This is a genomic window from Bacillus sp. GMa5/1, assembly GCF_050172015.1.
Lineage (GTDB): Bacteria > Bacillota > Bacilli > Bacillales > Bacillaceae_G > Bacillus_A > Bacillus_A cereus.
This window is the reverse complement of the sequence record NZ_JBNLYC010000044.1, coordinates 1-16,406: the sequence shown is the minus strand read 5'-3', so window position 1 is coordinate 16,406 and position 16,406 is coordinate 1. Positions and strand designations below refer to the sequence as shown.

Sequence of the window (16,406 nt, the reverse complement as noted above, 5' to 3'; positions counted from 1 at the left end):
TTCTCTCTATATATGAAACTTCTTATTTTGAAACGTCGATATTTAATATTTTTTTAATATATCCTTGCGTTTCTTTAAATGGCGGTACGCCTCCGTACTTTCTCACATTACCAGGACCAGCATTATAAGAAGCAAGCGCCAATACTAAGTCGCCGTTATTTTTCTTTAAATAACCGCTTAACTCTTTCACGCCACCTTCAATACTTTCAGCTGGTGAAAATGGATTCTTCACACCCATCTCCTTCACATTCGCTGGCATAAGCTGCATAAGACCCATCGCACCTGCATGTGATACCGTTTTCGGATTAAAATTAGACTCTACTTCAATCATTTTTTGAATTAACGTTTTTGGAATTCCATATGTACGACTTACACGATCAATAATATCCTCATACTTCCCTTCATTGGAAGAACGTATTTTTTGAATATTATACTTCTTCGTTAATTCCCACGTATCAGCAGCCTCATTTTTCGTTTCTGGGAAACGTCGTTCAAACTCTTTTTGCGCAACTTGCACTTCATCTGCTTTCTTCGTTTCAGCCTTTTCTTCAGACTTACTCGCTTCCTCTACTTTATTAATAGTTTCTACCGGTTTATTAACAACCGCTTCTATTTTCGTAGATTGTACCGGCTGACTCATATCTTCTATGTTTGCCGGCTGCGTAGTAGCCTTCGTCTCCTTCGCAGGTTCACTCTGCAACTTCTCTTGAAAACGACTACTAACGAATGCTTGTGGACTACTTAGCCTTTGCTGAATTTGCCCTTTCTTATATGCAAGCACTTCTTTTACTATATTTCCAACTATCATAATATCACCTTTTCGGTAAACAAAGATAATCTAATATTAGAGTTTTTTTTTAAAGTTTGCAATAATCCTTTTAATAATTATGTAATAAAAAAATGAATATATTGTTAAACTGTTATTTTTTTATATTTATTAATTCGAATTTTTAGTTGACACCCGCTATGACAGGGATTACAATAAATCTCGAAATTGATTTTTTCGCATATTACCGTTTTTCAATTTGCAGAAAAGTCAATATAAAAAAATGGGGGTTTCTTAACATGAGAATTAATACAAACATTAACAGCATGCGTACGCAAGAGTACATGCGCCAAAACCAAGCAAAAATGAGCAATTCTATGGACCGTTTATCAAGTGGTAAACGTATCAACAGCGCAGCTGACGATGCAGCGGGTCTTGCAATCGCAACTCGTATGAAAGCTCGTGAAGGCGGCTTAAACGTTGCTGCTCGTAACACACAAGATGGTATGTCATTAATCCGTACTGCAGATTCAGCTTTAAACTCTGTATCTAACATCTTACTTCGTATGCGTGACCTTGCAAACCAATCTGCAACTGGTACAAATACTACAAAAAACCAAGTTGCTTTAAACAAGGAGTTTGCTGCATTAAAAGAGCAAATCACTTACATTGCTGACAATACTCAATTCAACGACAAAAATCTATTAAAGTCTACACAAGAAATTAAAATCCAAACTCTAGACTCTGATGCAGCAGCTCAACAGATTGGAATTAAATTAGAGGGTGCAAGCCTTACAGATCTAGGTATCGCAGACTTAGCAATTGAACCTCCTTTAACAGATGATGCAAAAAAATCTAATGCTGCTTATAAAACATTACAAGAAGAAATGGCAGCAGCAGGTACAGATGTGGCTGCGCAAAAAACAGCTGTAGCTAAATTTGGAGCTGCTTTTAAAGCAGCTGGATTTGAAAGTGCAGATGCAAGTAAAGTTGGAACAGCAGCTACTGCATTTGCAACAGCTGCAACAAATGAAACAACAGCAGCTACTGCTTACGATAACATTGTAAAAGCATTTGATGCAATTAAAGATACTGCAAAAATAGATACTACAAAACCATCAGCTTTAACTGCAGTTGGGCAACTTGATGCCGCTCTTACAAAAGTGGCTGATAACCGAGCTACTCTAGGTGCTACATTAAACCGTCTTGACTTTAATGTAAACAACCTTAAGAGCCAAGAAAACTCTATGGCAGCTTCAGCTTCTCAAATCGAAGACGCTGACATGGCGAAAGAAATGTCTGAAATGACTAAGTTCAAAATCTTGAACGAAGCTGGTATCAGCATGCTTTCTCAAGCAAACCAAACTCCACAAATGGTTTCTAAATTATTACAATAAGCCATTTGAGTTAGTTTCCTGAATAAACCTCTCTGCTTGCAGAGAGGTTTATTTTTTATAAAAACTTCTTTTTTTGATGGAAGAGAGCATCTGCGGTGCATAGAAGCGGTTAGTGCTTATCTTGACCCCCTCTTATGCTAAAACACAAATAGCAAATAAGCATAAGCCTTTTTATCTTTTCATGACCTTTTATTAGCTTTAGAACACTAACTATATCAATCTATAAGGAGTGTCTATTATGCGTATTGGTACAAATGTTTTAAGTAGGAATGCTAGGCAGTCGTTGTATGAGAATGAGAAGCGTATGAATGTTGCAATGGAGCATTTGGCGACTGGTAAGAAGTTAAACCACGCTTCTGATAATCCAGCGAATGTTGCAATTGTTACTCGGGTGCATGCGAGAGCAAGTGGTATGCGCGTGGCGATTCGTAATAATGAGGATGCGATATCGATGCTTCGCACGGCCGAAGCTGCCCTTCAAACTGTGACGAATATTTTACAGCGTATGCGTGATTTGGCCGTTCAATCCTCAAACGGTACAAATTCAAATAAAAACTGTCATTCGCTGAATAAAGAGTTTCAATCTTTAACAGAACAAATTGGCTATATTGGCGAGACGACTGAGTTTAATGATTTATCCGTATTTGACGGTCAAAACCGCCCTATTACATTAGACGATATCGGTCATACAATAAATATGACGAAACATATTCCCCCTTCCCCTACACAACATGACATCAAGATTTCAACGGAACAAGAAGCAAGAACGGCAATTCGTAAAATCGAAGAGGCTTTGCAAAGTGTGTCACTTCATCGTGCCGACCTTGGTGCAATGATAAATCGTTTACAGTTTAATATTGAAAATTTAAATAATCAAAGTATGGCGTTAACAGATGCTGCATCTCTAATTGAAGATGCAGACATGGCGCAGGAGATGAGTGATTTTTTAAAGTTCAAATTATTGACTGAAGTTGCACTTAGTATGGTTTCACAAGCGAACCAAATTCCGCAAATGGTCTTTAAACTACTACAATCATAAAAATTAATCTTCCTTCTTTGGAACGATTCCATACAAAACAAAAGGGAAATACATATAAACTATGTATCTCCCTTTTATTTTGTACCCAAATTTTATTACTGTGTTACCGTCATAACTTGTCCGCTACGGTCAACCATTATTTTCATTTTTCCGTCTTGTGCATTATATAGCCCAAGTTTATGTAATTCCATTTTACAATCTTGTACGAAAGTTGGTAATTTACGAATTTGATCGATATCAGAACTTGTAATGAAATGAATTAAAAGCTGCGTCATACCTTTAATATCTTGTACAAGCTCTTCTTTCTCTCGTTTTAGCCTTTCATTTTCTAGTTGTAACGACTGCAATTCATCTTCTAGACTACGTGTGTTCTTTGCTTCTCTAGAACGCCCTGCTGCCATGCTAGAAAGCTTATAAATACCTTCCATAAACTGATGTAGTTCGTCTTCTTTCCTTTCACTACATTGATTAATTGTTTCAAAGTTATCAACGATACCAGATATAACTGTTACAAGATTTTTTTCATCCTCTTTATGCTGGATTTCTTCTTTTAATTCGTACTCGTTTTCTTGTTTTCTTGCAACGATTGTCTCTTTTGCTGGTATATATTTTCGCTTTCGTCCTGGTTTTTGTTTTTCAATATTTTCAAACGGTATTTCACGTTTTTTTAATTTATAATACGTATTTTGCAATTGACTTTCTGTTTTTGGAAAAAGATTTAGTTCATTTTTACTTACGTATTTTGAAATATTTAAAATGTTTAAACCGTGACGTTGACAAAATTGATACACTTCATACAGTAGCTCTAGTTCAGACTTCAGCCATGTAATTGCTGATTTTTCATATGCTCGCATCCCGCCATTTTTTTCTATATCTATTTGAAATAATACCATTCTATTATGTAAATCAAGTAACTCTTCATACTTTACTTGGAATTCTTTTTCTATTTTTTTAAATTCCGCTTCTAGTTGCATATCGTTCATTTTATTATTTGACATGTTTTGTAAAAGACCTAATACATTAATTGCTGTGTGGTGATACATAATCTGTGCCACTCCCCCTCATCCTTTCACAATTCTCATCTGACTTCCATGTCTTTTAAGAAAATAGCAATTTTTACATATCCATATTATAACAGTTCGAAATTATCTGTCAAATAATAAACATACAAAAATGTATAGAAAGTATAAAAATTCGGAAAATGTTTTTTATTAATATGCAAAATTGCATATTAATTACATTTAATTATATTATATGGTATTTCGGATGTTTTTTCACCGAAAAAATTTGCGTTACCACGAAATATTACTAAAATAACAATCGAAAATACGTTTGCTTATATTTTTAAATCAAAAATCTCTAAATAAAGATTATTCACACATACAGCGACAAACACCCAAGAAACCTTTCATTTTTCTACCAGCTTAAAGTATAGAATACTAAAAAGGAATTAGCCATATGTAGCATTGGCTAATTCCTTCCTCTCTCTAACAGAATAGAGTTATAAACCCAGTCTTCAAATCCTCAATCGAAGTCTCGCTTCTTCTAAAGCTATCTCGGCGGCTATCTCGTCCCATTTACCTAAAAAACACTCCATATCTCTGGTCTTACATCGCATGGGTCTCTATTAGGCACTGACCGCTGCCACACATAGCTAGTTCCTCTATTCCAGCTAAAAAAGTGCTTTTCTTACAACACTAACTTATCAACTAAACCAATTAGCTCTTGAATATCTGGCTTACTTACTTGAGCATTTGCTCCTACAGCTTCACCTTTATGGAATAATTCATTTGTAATTAATGAAGAGAAAATAATGACTGGTAAACGATTCATTACTTCACTATCCTTAACCACTTTCGTTAAATGATGTCCATCCATTTTTGGCATTTCAATATCGGTAATTAGCAAGTGAATATGCTCAAACATTTTTTCGCCTTGCTCTTTCGCTAATTTTTCAATTTGCGCTAACGCTTCTGCACCATTGCTGAAGAAGTTCATTTTTGTATATCCAGCTGATGATAATGTTTCTTCTAATATTTGGCGAAGCATCGCTGAATCTTCTGCAATGTAAATTACTTTTTCAGCTCGATCTGTTTTTTGTTCTAATCCTGCAATTGATTTATTGTCATAACCAGTGCCGCTAATTTCACATACAATTTTTTCATAATCTAATAGTAAGATGATTTTTCCATCTAGTTTTACAATACCAGATGTCGTTTCTTCTAGTCCCATAGATAATGAAGCTGGTTCATCAATTTGTTCCCACGAAATACGTTGAATACGATGCACTTCATCAACGCGGAAAATAACTTTCATTTGGTTTAATTCTGAGATGATAAATTTCGTTTGATCAAGTGGCTTTGTTGACTTTAAATTAAGAGCCATTGCCAAGTTAATAACAGGTAAAATTTCACCACGTACTTGAACAACACCTTCAACTGCATGATGAGATTCTGGCACAGTTGTAACAGGGAATGGATTAATGATTTCACGTACTTTCATTACATTAATACTAAATAGGTTTTCACCAACAGTGTACGTAACAATCTCTAATTCATTTGTTCCGCTTTCTAATAAAATACTTTGTGCTTGTGACATAAAGGTGTCGCTCCCCTTCCATTAATTCCGTATATCTAATTATTAAGCTTTATAAAAGAGAAAAAGTCAACTACCTATATAAAAAATATAGATAGTCGAACGATTCATTTTATAAAAAAACAATTAATCTTGTATAAACGAAGCAAGTGCCTCTAATAAAACTTCTTGTGCACCTACAATTTCCGTCGGCATTGCTTCCCATTTTTTCGAAAGCTCTGTCTCTACTCTTATTCTCAGTTCAGAATTCATTTCTGCTAGCACATATTCTTTCGTTGCTATATCAACATCAAGTAGCGCGAGTGCATATAATTCCGGGTCATTTATTTTTTCGAATAATCGCTTTAATACTACCGGTGCTATATGTTTTAATTTTTCAATATGAATTTCCTTATCCGAAAATAGTAACTCATATTGAATAAACGTAACATTTTCTTTAATCACTTTAAAATAACAATTATTTTTTTTATCATTCACAAAATAACCGTTTGGATCTGCGATAATACTTTCTACTTTACGAATTAAATCTGGCAAACTATTCGCCCCCATTACAGTCCGCTGCTCAACCTCACTCGGCGAAATGAATGTAACGCGATACTTATTTTGCGCCATCCTCCTCACCTCTCCTTTTATAAAAATCTATTGTTACATACTATCCAGAAGGCACTGGCCTACTATGAAATGATTATCTCAGTACGCCTCCATAGCTCTATTCTTACAACTAGGAGCTCTTCTGGACCATAACTGTTTATCCACACTAAACTTTGCTTACCTCTTCTTATACTACCCTAGTAACTCTCCATACCTTTGTCCTTACACACCAGTCGAGGCCCTATTAGGCACTAACCGCTCAAAAACAACGCTGGGTCCTCTCGTCAACCCTAAAAAGAGCTTTTTAGATCTTTTTAAGAACTTTTCAATAACTCTATGTTATTAAACCAAAACGCTATCTGCTGATCCGTAATATTTGGCAACATAACAAAAAACTCACGACACTTCATCTCATCCTTAAACAGTTGATACTTCCAAACACTATCGCTACCAACACTTATGAAATAAAACTCATGGATACGGCCAATGATTGCTTGTTTTTCGCCAAATGAATACGGTGGCACTTGCTTAATTTCAAATTGATCTGGTAAATATACATGCTCTTCTCGTTCTATTTTTAATACTTGCTCGGCAAGTTCACGTTTATTTTCGAAAAAAGGCAATTGTAAAATTCGCTCTTGTCTTGTCATACGAATAAAAAACCCTTTCTACTCCATTACATTTTTTCCATGCGATATATTATCTAATTAAGTTTACAACTTCATTTAATACTTCATCTGAAACTTTAATTACTTTCGCATTTCCTTGGAATCCGCGTTGGTATAACATTAAGTCAACGAATTCTACAGATAAATCTACGTTAGCACCTTCTTGTGCACCACCGCGCACTTTACCTGCACCGTTTTGACCAGATGTACCAAGAGCTAAAATACCTGTTGTATTCGTCGCCGTATAGTTACCATTACCTGTTTTCATTAGTCCACCTTCGTTCGGGAACATCGCAACAGCTAATTGGCCTGCAGATTTCATACTTCCATCAGAATATTTTACCATCACATATCCACCGTCAGCAATGAAGCAATCTTTAACCGTCGCTGCTGCTCTACCATCTACGTCTGTTACTGATAATGTTTTATCTGTTGGATGATTTGTTAAATGGCTTAAGTCTAATTTTATAGAGCCGCCATCAAATGGAATATTAGCTCCTTGCTCTTTCGGATTTGGATTTCCAACAGCATCAAATGTCATATTACCACCTGCACCTGGAACATCTTTAAACTCTGTTTCTTTTTTCGAGTCATTACGCATTTGTACTTTATATGTATAATTATGTTCGCTCGTTTGTTTAAACTCTACACGCATTGTCCATGTATTCCCCGCATTATCATATACAGGTAAATCTTGTGTGATTTGTTTTTCACCAGTTGGAATATTCCCTTTAATGGTCCCTTTCGATGTTCGAATACCACCAATTGCTGTTCCCATTGGAATTTGCAACGGTCCTGGAATTCCAGATAAATCAACTTCACCAGTTGCCTCATTTGCAGGGTATGCAAATACGTATTGACCTTCAGTATTCGTAATATAGTAATCTGAAGATATCCCAAACGTACCTTTACGAGTAAATTCCATATTTCCGCCTTTTGAATCACCTACAACGAAGAAACCATTACCTTCCATTGCGGCTTGTGTTTTGCCACCTGTTAACGTAATTGTACCATCACTATAATCCGTAACAGTACCACTCATTTTCACACCGTTACCAATACTTTTCGGATTCGTTCCTGCGTATTTACCGTCACCTTTTGCACCAATCGAATTGTTATATAGTAAATCATCAAACATTGCTTTTTGTTTTTTATAACCTACTGTTTGTGCATTGGCAATATTATTTGAAGTTACACTTAATGCATTTTGTGTTGCATTCATCCCTGTAATACTTGTATATAACGCTTTAATCATAACGTATGGACACTCCTTATGAATTTGTATTTTTTACTTCTTCAGTTACTTTTTGATCGTCTTTCTTTGCGTCTTCTGGGTTCGTTTCCCCAATCGGTTTATCAGACACTCTCTCAACGAAACGAAGAGAGACAACTTTATTATTAATAACGAGCTGTACATCGTTATTTTCCGCAAGACGAACTGTTTCTACTTGACCGGTTACTTTGTTTCCGTCACCGTCAACACCTCTTACGTATTTCCCTAAAAACTTCATTCCACCATCAAGTGCTGTTGAATACATCGTTGATTGCAGCTTATCTACTGCTTTCGTCATATTCTGTACTTGTTCCATAAGAGATAACTGCGCTGTCTGATTCATCATTTGATTCATATCCATCGCATTAAATGGATCTTGATGTTGGAAACTTGATAAAAACAATTTTAAGAAATCATCTTTCCCCATTACCCCAGGAGTCTTTTGCGCTCCTGCTGAAACTCCATTACTTTGTTGCACTGGCGATTGTACACCATTAACAGGTACATTACTTTTTTGCGCTCCTGCTTGTAACGGAATATGATTTGTACTCGTTGTATTTAATCCAACTGTTGGCACGCTTTATTCCTCCAATAATCCCGCAAATTCTGTTGATTGTTGTTTTTCATGATTTGTATTTGCTAATTTCTGTTTTTGCCTTTGCTCTTGTTCTCGCTGTTCTTTACGATTTTCATCTTTATCTGAATAGCTAATTTGAATATTGATTTCTTTTTCTTTTAACTTTAATCTCAATTCATCAAAAATGATTTCAACACGTTTTTTCGCATCGTGTTTTTCCATTTCTACGTGAACGTCAATTTGATCTCCGTGTTTTTTCATAAACACTGTTAATGTACCAAGTTTTTCTGGATTTAACTGAAATAAAACACGTTCTTGTTTCACTACAAATTTTTGCAGCGCTTCTACTTGCGCTTCCATTTTCTTTCCTAAGTCAGGTAATGAAACTTTCTCAGCACCACTATTTGATTTCCCTATTTGTTCGGTACTCGTCGTTTTATTTAATAATTCTGCACCTGCAGAGCTCGAATCGTTTAATGCATCAACTTCTGGCAACTCTATCTTTGCATCATCGCTCTCAGCTTTCGGAAGATCTACGTCTTTAAACTCTTCTTGTTTCTTTGCAATATTACAAGTTTCTGTTTCTACAGCCTTCAATGCTTGCATCGCTTGCTCTGGCATCTTCATTTTGTCTAATACCATTTGCATTGTATCTTCTAAACATATAGCATTTTTGATATTCATATTTGAAAGAAGTTCTTGTAATTGTTGTAATTCAGCTGCAGGTAATTCATTAAGTTTAATATTGCCATATTCTTTATATAGCTCTTGTATTTTTTGTATGTATTGATATAACAATTCCGGCTGCACATGTAATTGCTCAATTGCAACCATTTGCTCAGATACAGCTAATAACAACTGTTCTGTCTCTTTTTTTTCTTCTTTCTTTACAATAGGTTCTTCTTCCGTTACCGATTTTTTAGAAAGAATATAATCTTTTCTCTCTTCTTTTGGTGCTTCTTCTCGTTTCATTTTCTCCGTTTGCGGCTGTTTTTTATTTTCCATTCTCATCGTACGATCGAATGAAGAATCTTCATTTTTTGATTGTACTTCTAGCCCTTTTTCTTTTTGCGGAGGTAAACTTTGTTGCACCGGTAATACAGACTGTATCACTACATTCACCTCATCCATTCATACACATTTTCAAATCCAGAAGCATTTTTTCTTCCAGCTTTTCTTGTGCTTTCGCAAGCTTTTTGCAATCTTCTTGATACATCTCATCAATGACACGTTCTTTTTCTTTTACTTGCTCTAAAAGGCTTTCATTTTTTTGAATAAAACCTTCCGTTTTTTTAATTTTTCGATTCCATTCTTCTATTCTTTCAGGTGAAAACGTATGTGAAGAAAGCATGCCAGCCATAATACGTTGCCCAGTTTGTACGACTTTACTACGCGATTTCACAACATATAAATCATATTCTTTTTTTTGTTCTATTTTTCTTTTTTCAGCTGTTAATTCATACACTTCTTTTAAAATATGTTCTTTTTCTTGGTTTATTTGCAATTTTATTGTGTCGTACTGCTGTTTATCCACCTGTTTTCATAGCCCCTTTCTATTATAACGTTCTCTTTTTCTATTATATAGTTTTTTTCCAAAAAAATCTGTGAAATATTAAAAAACAAAAAAATAAGACCTCTTGGGCAGAGGCCTTATACTATATGCTGTATCGCTTCAACGATATCATCAAATTGGAAACTATCCGATCGACCTTGCTTTAAAAATGTATTTATGCCTTCTACTTTATTTTTACATTCAAAAATATAAGCATTTTCTTCATTTTCTTGAATCGTTCCTAGCTTAAAATACAATTCATTTTCTTTATAAATTGATAAAATCTTTCTCATTTCATTTGCAAGTTGCCAATGATGTGGCGAAACAATTTCTTCCATAATCCTACTTACTGAATCTAATACTGAAATTGCAGGATAATGACTAAGCGTTGCAAGCTCACGCTTTAATACGATATGTCCATCTAAAATACCACGTGCTAAATCTGGTACAGGACCATTTAAATCATCCCCATCAACAAGCACCGTATAAATACCTGTTATAGATCCCTTTTGTGTTTTTCCGGACCGCTCTAACAACTTCTTCATATAACTTTCCATTAACAGTGTTTTACCACCAATCGGTAATTCTTTAACAGCAATATCAACACTTCTTCGTGCATCGGCAAAACGAGTAACAGAGTCCATCATAAGTAATACGTTATTACCTTGATCACGGAAGTATTCAGCAATAGACGTTGCGAGTTTCGCTGCACGAAGTTGCATAAGATGACTTTCATCTGACGTCGCTACAACAACGACGCTTTTTCGCATCCCTTCCTCGCCTAACTCTTTTCGAATAAAGTCTTTTACTTCCCGGCCACGTTCCCCTACTAAACTAATAACATTTATATCAGCTTTTGCATTTTTTGCTATCATTCCAAGTAAAGTTGATTTACCAACACCTGACCCAGCAAAAATACCAATCTTTTGACCGATACCAATTGTTAGCATAGAATCAATTGATTTTATTCCTGTTTCAAATACATCGGTAATCTCTTCACGTTCAAATGCATGTATAGGTGGTGCATCTAGTTTTATTTTCTGTAATGGAATGTTTTCAGCTTCCTCATTTAACACTTCACCATTTGCACTTAACACTTTTCCGAGCAAGTGATTACCACGTGGTACAACAACATCTTCTGAAACTAATGTCACTGAATCTCCATAACATACTTTTTCTGTCTGTTCAAATGGAAGTAGCATATTATTTTCTTTTTCAATGGCAATCACTTCACATAAGACGTTATGTTCTCCAACGAAGCAAACATCTCCGATCTTCGCTTTCGGCCCTTTTGCTACGAAAAACTGTTCTTGTACACTATGAACTTTGCCTACTTTCGTATACAGCGGTGTTTCAATGAACTTATTCCATTTTTCGTTCTCATTCATTAACAGGCGGCTCATACATTTTGCTCCTCAAATAACTTCTCTTCTTCCCATTTCTGACGAAGTTTCGCAAATATAGGTGCAAATTTAAATTCAAAGAACTCTTTCTCTTCTTCCAGAACAAATTCACCAAACTGCAGGGAGAAATCATATTTCCATTCTACTAATTGTAGTAACCAATATTCTTTCGTATTCTCCTTCTCTTCTTGAATACGTTCAAACGTTTCTGGATGTACTGTAATGATTAATTTTTCAAACGAAGTTGGCAATGTTTGCACGATGCCAGTTAAAATAGGTAACACATCAAGCAATCGTGAATCTACCGCTTGATTCACGATTTTTTCTGCTAGATGAAAAGATTGATCCCATAACAACTCTGTCCATTCATACGCTGTTTCTTGTTGTTCTTTTTGAAATTGCACACGCGCTGCTTCCATCTGTTCCATTTGCTCATGAATATGCATTTGAAATTGTTCTTTATCTTGTAATAACTGCTGCCGCTCTCGTTCTAGCATTTGCTTCTCTTGCCTTAGCTGATTCATTTCCATATGTAACGATTCTTGCTGGGCGCGAAGTTCTGCATGATCAGCTTGTAATTCTTCCTCTTCTATTTGAACTGAAGCTGGTTTTGGAAATTGTAATTCATACGTTTCTTCAGAAAAAGAAACAGAATTCTTCGGAATTCTGTTTTTAAATAAGGACATCCTCTTCACCTCTTTGAACGATAATTCTTCCTTCTTTCTCTAGCTTTTTCACTGTACCAGTGATCGTTTGCTGCGCTTTTTCAGCATCCGTCATCTTAAGCGGTCCTAAGCCATCTAATTCTTCTAGAATCATCTCTTTACGGTTTGAAGACATACATGTAAATAATTTCTCTTTAATTTCTTCTTTTGCAATTTTAAGTGCTTTCGCAAGAACACCGTTATCTGTAATTTCTTCTAATACACGGCGAAGCGCAAGATCTTCAAGACCAAGTAAGTCTTCAAAGACAAACATATTTTCTTTAATTTTCTCAGATAACTCATAATCGACTTCATCCAGCTTTTGAAAGACTGTTTTTTCAACACCTCGTGAAACATTATTTAAAATATTTACGATTGTTTTCAAGCCATCAGTTTTATTAATTGCACTAAATGCCATATTATTTAATTTCGATTTTAACAACTCACCAATTTGATTAATTAACTCACCATCAACTTGTTCTAGTTTCGCTATACCCATTACCGTTTCAACGCGCTTATGATCTGGCAATCTCTCAATTAATTGAGACGCAAGTTGCGGTTTAATATAAGAAGCGATAATTGCAATTGTTTGTGGTGACTCATCATTAAGCACTGTAAGAAGTGGCTCTAAATCTGTAAGTGAATTTAAGAACTCAAACGGATTATCTTTGTTATACCAAAGATCTTCCAATAATTTTTCCAGTTCGTCTTCTGGCATGTTTTTAAATATGCGACGAATGTATTCTTTATCTGGAGTGACTAAGTTCAATTCTTTTACATTTAGTTCATATAAGAACTCTCCTAGTACATTTTCTAACGTTTCTGGTTTGTATACACGAAACTTTGCGATTTCACGAAGTAATACTTCTTTTTCCTCAGCTGTCATATATTCAATGACTTTTGCTGCCACCCCTTCTTCTAATGTACGAATAAGGATGGCAGCTTTTTCTTTGGAGGAGATTTCATCTAGCATCGTTGTTCCTCCCTTACTGTCCGTTTAACCATTTTTTAATTACTTTTGCAGTTCCTTCTACATGTTCTTTCGTAGCATCCTGCACTTGTTCATCTAACGTTGGTTCTTTCGGTTCTTCTGGTTCAGGTTTTGGCTCTGGCACTATTTTTTCTTCAGGAATTTCCAAGATACTTTCATTACTTGCAGCAATTTCCTCTTCTGCTAAGTATTCTTCATATTCCTCTTCTTCTTTCTTTCTCTTACGTCTTGCTAATAAGAACCATACTAGGCCACCAATCGCTAATAAGGCAGCTGTAATTCCACCGAATAACCACCAGTTCATACCACTTTTTTCTGGCTCTTTCTCTTTTTCTGCTTTCGGCTGATCGAACTGAACAGTTACAACGTTAACTTGACCATTTATAAAGTTACCGTTCGGATCAGCTTGAAGTCCTGCCGCTGTTCCGATTGCTTCTTTAAAAGTTGTCATATCAATTCTACGTTTTACTAGCGTATCATTATCTACCCATACAACAACATTTGTTTTCGTTAATTCTGGGTGTTTCTTAATTGTTTCAACTGTTTTATCTATTTCATAGTTTTCGATTTTGTTACCATTTTTATTATCATAGACAACTTTACCATTTTGATTATTGTTCGTACCGTAGTTTGGCACTTCACCGTTCGCTGTAATACCAGCACCTTGCTTCGTATCTGCCCCTTCTTGCGCAGTAGAGCTTTCCTCTTGCTCTTGTTTACTACGAAGTACACCTTTATCACCATACTTTTCTGACTGACGTGTAACTTCATCGTAGTTTACAGATACTTTCGTATTCACTTTATATTCATTCGGTTTAAACATCGTCATTAACGTTGCATCAATATCTTGCTTTAATTTACCTTCAAGTTGGTGCTGCATCTCTACTTCTTTCTCATAAGAAGAGGAACTACTAGAATGTGCTTCATCTGCTCCTTTTGAGATAACACCTTTTTTACTATCAATAACACTTACTTCTTCTGCTTTCACACCAGGAACCGCTGCACTAATCATTTGCTGTATACCCGCAACTTGATCAGCTGTTAACAATTGTCCACGCTTCACTCCAACCGTAATCGCCGCTGTTCCTTTTGCTTTTTCTTCATCAAAAATTGTCTCTTTTTCAGGCAATGTAATTTGAACATTTGCCGTTTCAACTGTCGCAAAATTCCTTACAATATCTTGCTCCAATTGCTTCTTCGTACCGACAATTTGCTTCATTTTTTTATCTTGCTCACTTGAACCGAGAGAGCTTTCTAATAAAATTTCCTCACCGCTTTTCGAATTAAACGGTAAGCCCATCCCATTCATTTCTTTTCGAACCCATGGAGCATCATTCTTTTGCACACGAATCGAACCATCGGCCGCTAATTGATAATCGACACCTAACTTCGATAATTCTGCTGTAATCTCTTGTTTATCTGTATCATTTAAATTTTGATATACAACAACATATTTATCTGGCAAGGTGAAGTATAAAAGTGCTCCTGTTACAATCGCTAAAAGCGCAGCACCAATTACTAACTTATGCCACGTTTTTAACGATTGAATAACATTTTTCATCTTTTCCATTTAAACACACCCGTCCACTTTCCTAAATTTGCATATTAATTAGTGACTTATAATTTTCAATAAGATTATCACGTACGAGAGCAGCTGTTTTCATTTGAGACTCAGCTTTCTTTTGCTGAATTAAAACGTCATGTGTTTCTCCTACCCCTTTAGTTAGTAAATCATATACTGCTGTTTGCGCATTGTTTTGCGTTTGATTCATATCTTCCAATAAATCAATAAACTTTTTCCCCTCAACTACAGATGTTTGAGAAGTTTTCGGTGCACCAATTGACTGAATTGCTCCAAATGGTTGTGTATGTAACATTGGTTGAATTTTCATATTACTATCTTCCCCCTTATCCTCGGCCGATTTCTAAATCTTTATCAAGCATTTTTTTATTCGCATTTAATACACTCGTATTCGCTTCATACATTTTTTGAGCAACCATTACATTCGTCATTTCAGCAGTTACATCAATATTGGGATAACGTACATATCCTTCTTCATTTGCGTGCGGATGCGTCGGATCATACACTAAATTTTCCATTTTGTCTGCTTCAATACTTTTTATTTTTACTCCGTTAGTAGGAGCCCCATCTAGCATACTTGCAAAACTATTGTTTGATTCTAGCACCACACTACGACGCTCATATAAATCTGCCCCCGGAGCCGCCGTCGTATTTGCATTTACAATATTGTTAGAAGTAACTTCCATCCACTTTCTCGCTGTCGTTAGTCCTGAGCCACTTGCATTAATTGCCTGAAACATCCGTTGTCTCTCCTTCTACTTTTAACGTCCGCGTGCCGCTTGGTTAATTGCATATTGTGTATTAATTGCGTTAACTGAAATACCGTATAACTGATTTGCTTTCATTAAATCTAGCATTTCTGTCGTTACATCCACACTATTTCCGTCTTTATTCGTTTGCATTGATTTTGTTTGAATCTTTGCATATGTATTTTTCGTATTTACTGTCGGCAAGTGCATTTCATTCGTTTGATATAAATCTGGATTACTCTTTAAATCAGCCGCATTGTTTTTATATAATGCACTACTTTTATTCATCTGCTCAGCAAATGTTACATCTTGTGCTTTATAGCCAGGTGTATTCGCATTTGCAATATTACTAGAAACCGTATTTCGTTTCGTTACTAAATAATTCATATAATGGCTTACATCACTCACTAAATCTGGCATATTCCACACCCTTCCTTTTTTAACGTAATGGTCCACTGATAGAAGTTTCACTTCATTATTTATTTTCTTATATGCGTTTATTAAAATATTTACTATTAT

18 protein-coding genes are annotated in these 16,406 nt (G+C 35.4%); 2 read left to right on the top strand and 16 right to left on the bottom strand.

What is annotated here, in order from left to right; translation table 11 throughout:
• Nucleotides 1-22: 22 nt before the first annotated feature.
• A complete protein-coding gene (locus ACQGSG_RS13265) occupies nucleotides 23-808 on the bottom strand; it encodes a lytic transglycosylase domain-containing protein (protein WP_063246147.1) in 786 nt (261 codons plus the stop codon).
• Nucleotides 809-1,065: 257 nt separating this feature from the next.
• Between ACQGSG_RS13265 and ACQGSG_RS13260 the strand changes: the two genes are divergently transcribed.
• Nucleotides 1,066-2,163, top strand: a complete 1,098-nt coding sequence (locus ACQGSG_RS13260) for a flagellin (protein ID WP_098877782.1) — start codon at nucleotides 1,066-1,068, stop codon at nucleotides 2,161-2,163.
• A 238-nt stretch (nucleotides 2,164-2,401) separates the two neighbouring features.
• The gene (locus tag ACQGSG_RS13255) at nucleotides 2,402-3,202 is read left to right on the top strand and encodes a flagellin (protein ID WP_098877781.1); all 801 of its coding nucleotides are present in this window, start codon (nucleotides 2,402-2,404) and stop codon (nucleotides 3,200-3,202) included.
• Between the two features lie 95 nt (nucleotides 3,203-3,297).
• Here ACQGSG_RS13255 and ACQGSG_RS13250 read toward each other — a convergent pair whose 3' ends face one another.
• The 15 genes from ACQGSG_RS13250 to flgB form a co-directional block, all read right to left on the bottom strand.
• On the bottom strand, nucleotides 3,298-4,245 hold the full coding sequence (locus ACQGSG_RS13250; protein ID WP_142338790.1) for a DNA-binding domain-containing protein: 948 nt from the start codon (nucleotides 4,243-4,245) through the stop codon (nucleotides 3,298-3,300).
• 646 nt (nucleotides 4,246-4,891) lie between these two features.
• On the bottom strand, nucleotides 4,892-5,800 hold the full coding sequence (locus tag ACQGSG_RS13245) for a chemotaxis protein (RefSeq protein WP_000075943.1): 909 nt from the start codon (nucleotides 5,798-5,800) through the stop codon (nucleotides 4,892-4,894).
• 123 nt (nucleotides 5,801-5,923) lie between these two features.
• Nucleotides 5,924-6,409, bottom strand: a complete 486-nt coding sequence (locus tag ACQGSG_RS13240) for a hypothetical protein (RefSeq protein WP_061883963.1) — start codon at nucleotides 6,407-6,409, stop codon at nucleotides 5,924-5,926.
• A gap of 293 nt (nucleotides 6,410-6,702) precedes the next feature.
• Complete coding sequence (locus ACQGSG_RS13235; RefSeq protein WP_000198167.1) at nucleotides 6,703-7,038, bottom strand: DUF3964 family protein; 336 nt, start codon at nucleotides 7,036-7,038, stop codon at nucleotides 6,703-6,705.
• A 49-nt stretch (nucleotides 7,039-7,087) separates the two neighbouring features.
• Nucleotides 7,088-8,311 (bottom strand): flagellar hook protein FlgE, encoded by a 1,224-nt coding sequence (locus ACQGSG_RS13230; protein WP_000588321.1) that lies wholly within the window; start codon nucleotides 8,309-8,311, stop codon nucleotides 7,088-7,090.
• Between the two features lie 16 nt (nucleotides 8,312-8,327).
• Nucleotides 8,328-8,906 (bottom strand): flagellar hook assembly protein FlgD, encoded by a 579-nt coding sequence (locus tag ACQGSG_RS13225; protein WP_001143460.1) that lies wholly within the window; start codon nucleotides 8,904-8,906, stop codon nucleotides 8,328-8,330.
• A gap of 3 nt (nucleotides 8,907-8,909) precedes the next feature.
• Nucleotides 8,910-10,019 (bottom strand): flagellar hook-length control protein FliK, encoded by a 1,110-nt coding sequence (locus ACQGSG_RS13220; protein ID WP_141552437.1) that lies wholly within the window; start codon nucleotides 10,017-10,019, stop codon nucleotides 8,910-8,912.
• A gap of 10 nt (nucleotides 10,020-10,029) precedes the next feature.
• Complete coding sequence (locus ACQGSG_RS13215) at nucleotides 10,030-10,440, bottom strand: hypothetical protein (RefSeq protein ID WP_000360855.1); 411 nt, start codon at nucleotides 10,438-10,440, stop codon at nucleotides 10,030-10,032.
• A gap of 116 nt (nucleotides 10,441-10,556) precedes the next feature.
• Nucleotides 10,557-11,861 carry a flagellar protein export ATPase FliI gene (fliI, locus tag ACQGSG_RS13210; protein ID WP_000088693.1) on the bottom strand — a complete coding sequence of 435 codons (1,305 nt, stop codon included), beginning with the start codon at nucleotides 11,859-11,861 and terminating at the stop codon, nucleotides 10,557-10,559.
• Nucleotides 11,858-12,547, bottom strand: coding sequence for a FliH/SctL family protein (locus tag ACQGSG_RS13205; RefSeq protein WP_000051691.1), 690 nt, complete (start codon nucleotides 12,545-12,547; stop codon nucleotides 11,858-11,860). Before ACQGSG_RS13205 ends, fliI begins: the two co-directional genes overlap by 4 nt.
• Nucleotides 12,534-13,538, bottom strand: a complete 1,005-nt coding sequence (gene fliG, locus ACQGSG_RS13200; protein ID WP_000883364.1) for a flagellar motor switch protein FliG — start codon at nucleotides 13,536-13,538, stop codon at nucleotides 12,534-12,536. Before fliG ends, ACQGSG_RS13205 begins: the two co-directional genes overlap by 14 nt.
• A 13-nt stretch (nucleotides 13,539-13,551) precedes the next feature.
• Entirely contained in the window at nucleotides 13,552-15,126 is a 1,575-nt protein-coding gene (locus tag ACQGSG_RS13195) for a flagellar M-ring protein FliF C-terminal domain-containing protein (RefSeq protein ID WP_044796754.1), read from the bottom strand.
• 22 nt (nucleotides 15,127-15,148) lie between these two features.
• Nucleotides 15,149-15,448 (bottom strand): flagellar hook-basal body complex protein FliE, encoded by a 300-nt coding sequence (gene fliE, locus ACQGSG_RS13190; RefSeq protein WP_000701672.1) that lies wholly within the window; start codon nucleotides 15,446-15,448, stop codon nucleotides 15,149-15,151.
• Nucleotides 15,449-15,464: 16 nt separating this feature from the next.
• Nucleotides 15,465-15,878: a flagellar basal body rod protein FlgC gene (gene flgC / locus ACQGSG_RS13185; protein ID WP_325842272.1), complete on the bottom strand. Its 414-nt coding sequence runs from the start codon at nucleotides 15,876-15,878 to the stop codon at nucleotides 15,465-15,467.
• Nucleotides 15,879-15,899: 21 nt separating this feature from the next.
• Nucleotides 15,900-16,358: a flagellar basal body rod protein FlgB gene (flgB, locus tag ACQGSG_RS13180; RefSeq protein ID WP_426947492.1), complete on the bottom strand. Its 459-nt coding sequence runs from the start codon at nucleotides 16,356-16,358 to the stop codon at nucleotides 15,900-15,902.
• Nucleotides 16,359-16,406 lie beyond the last annotated feature (48 nt).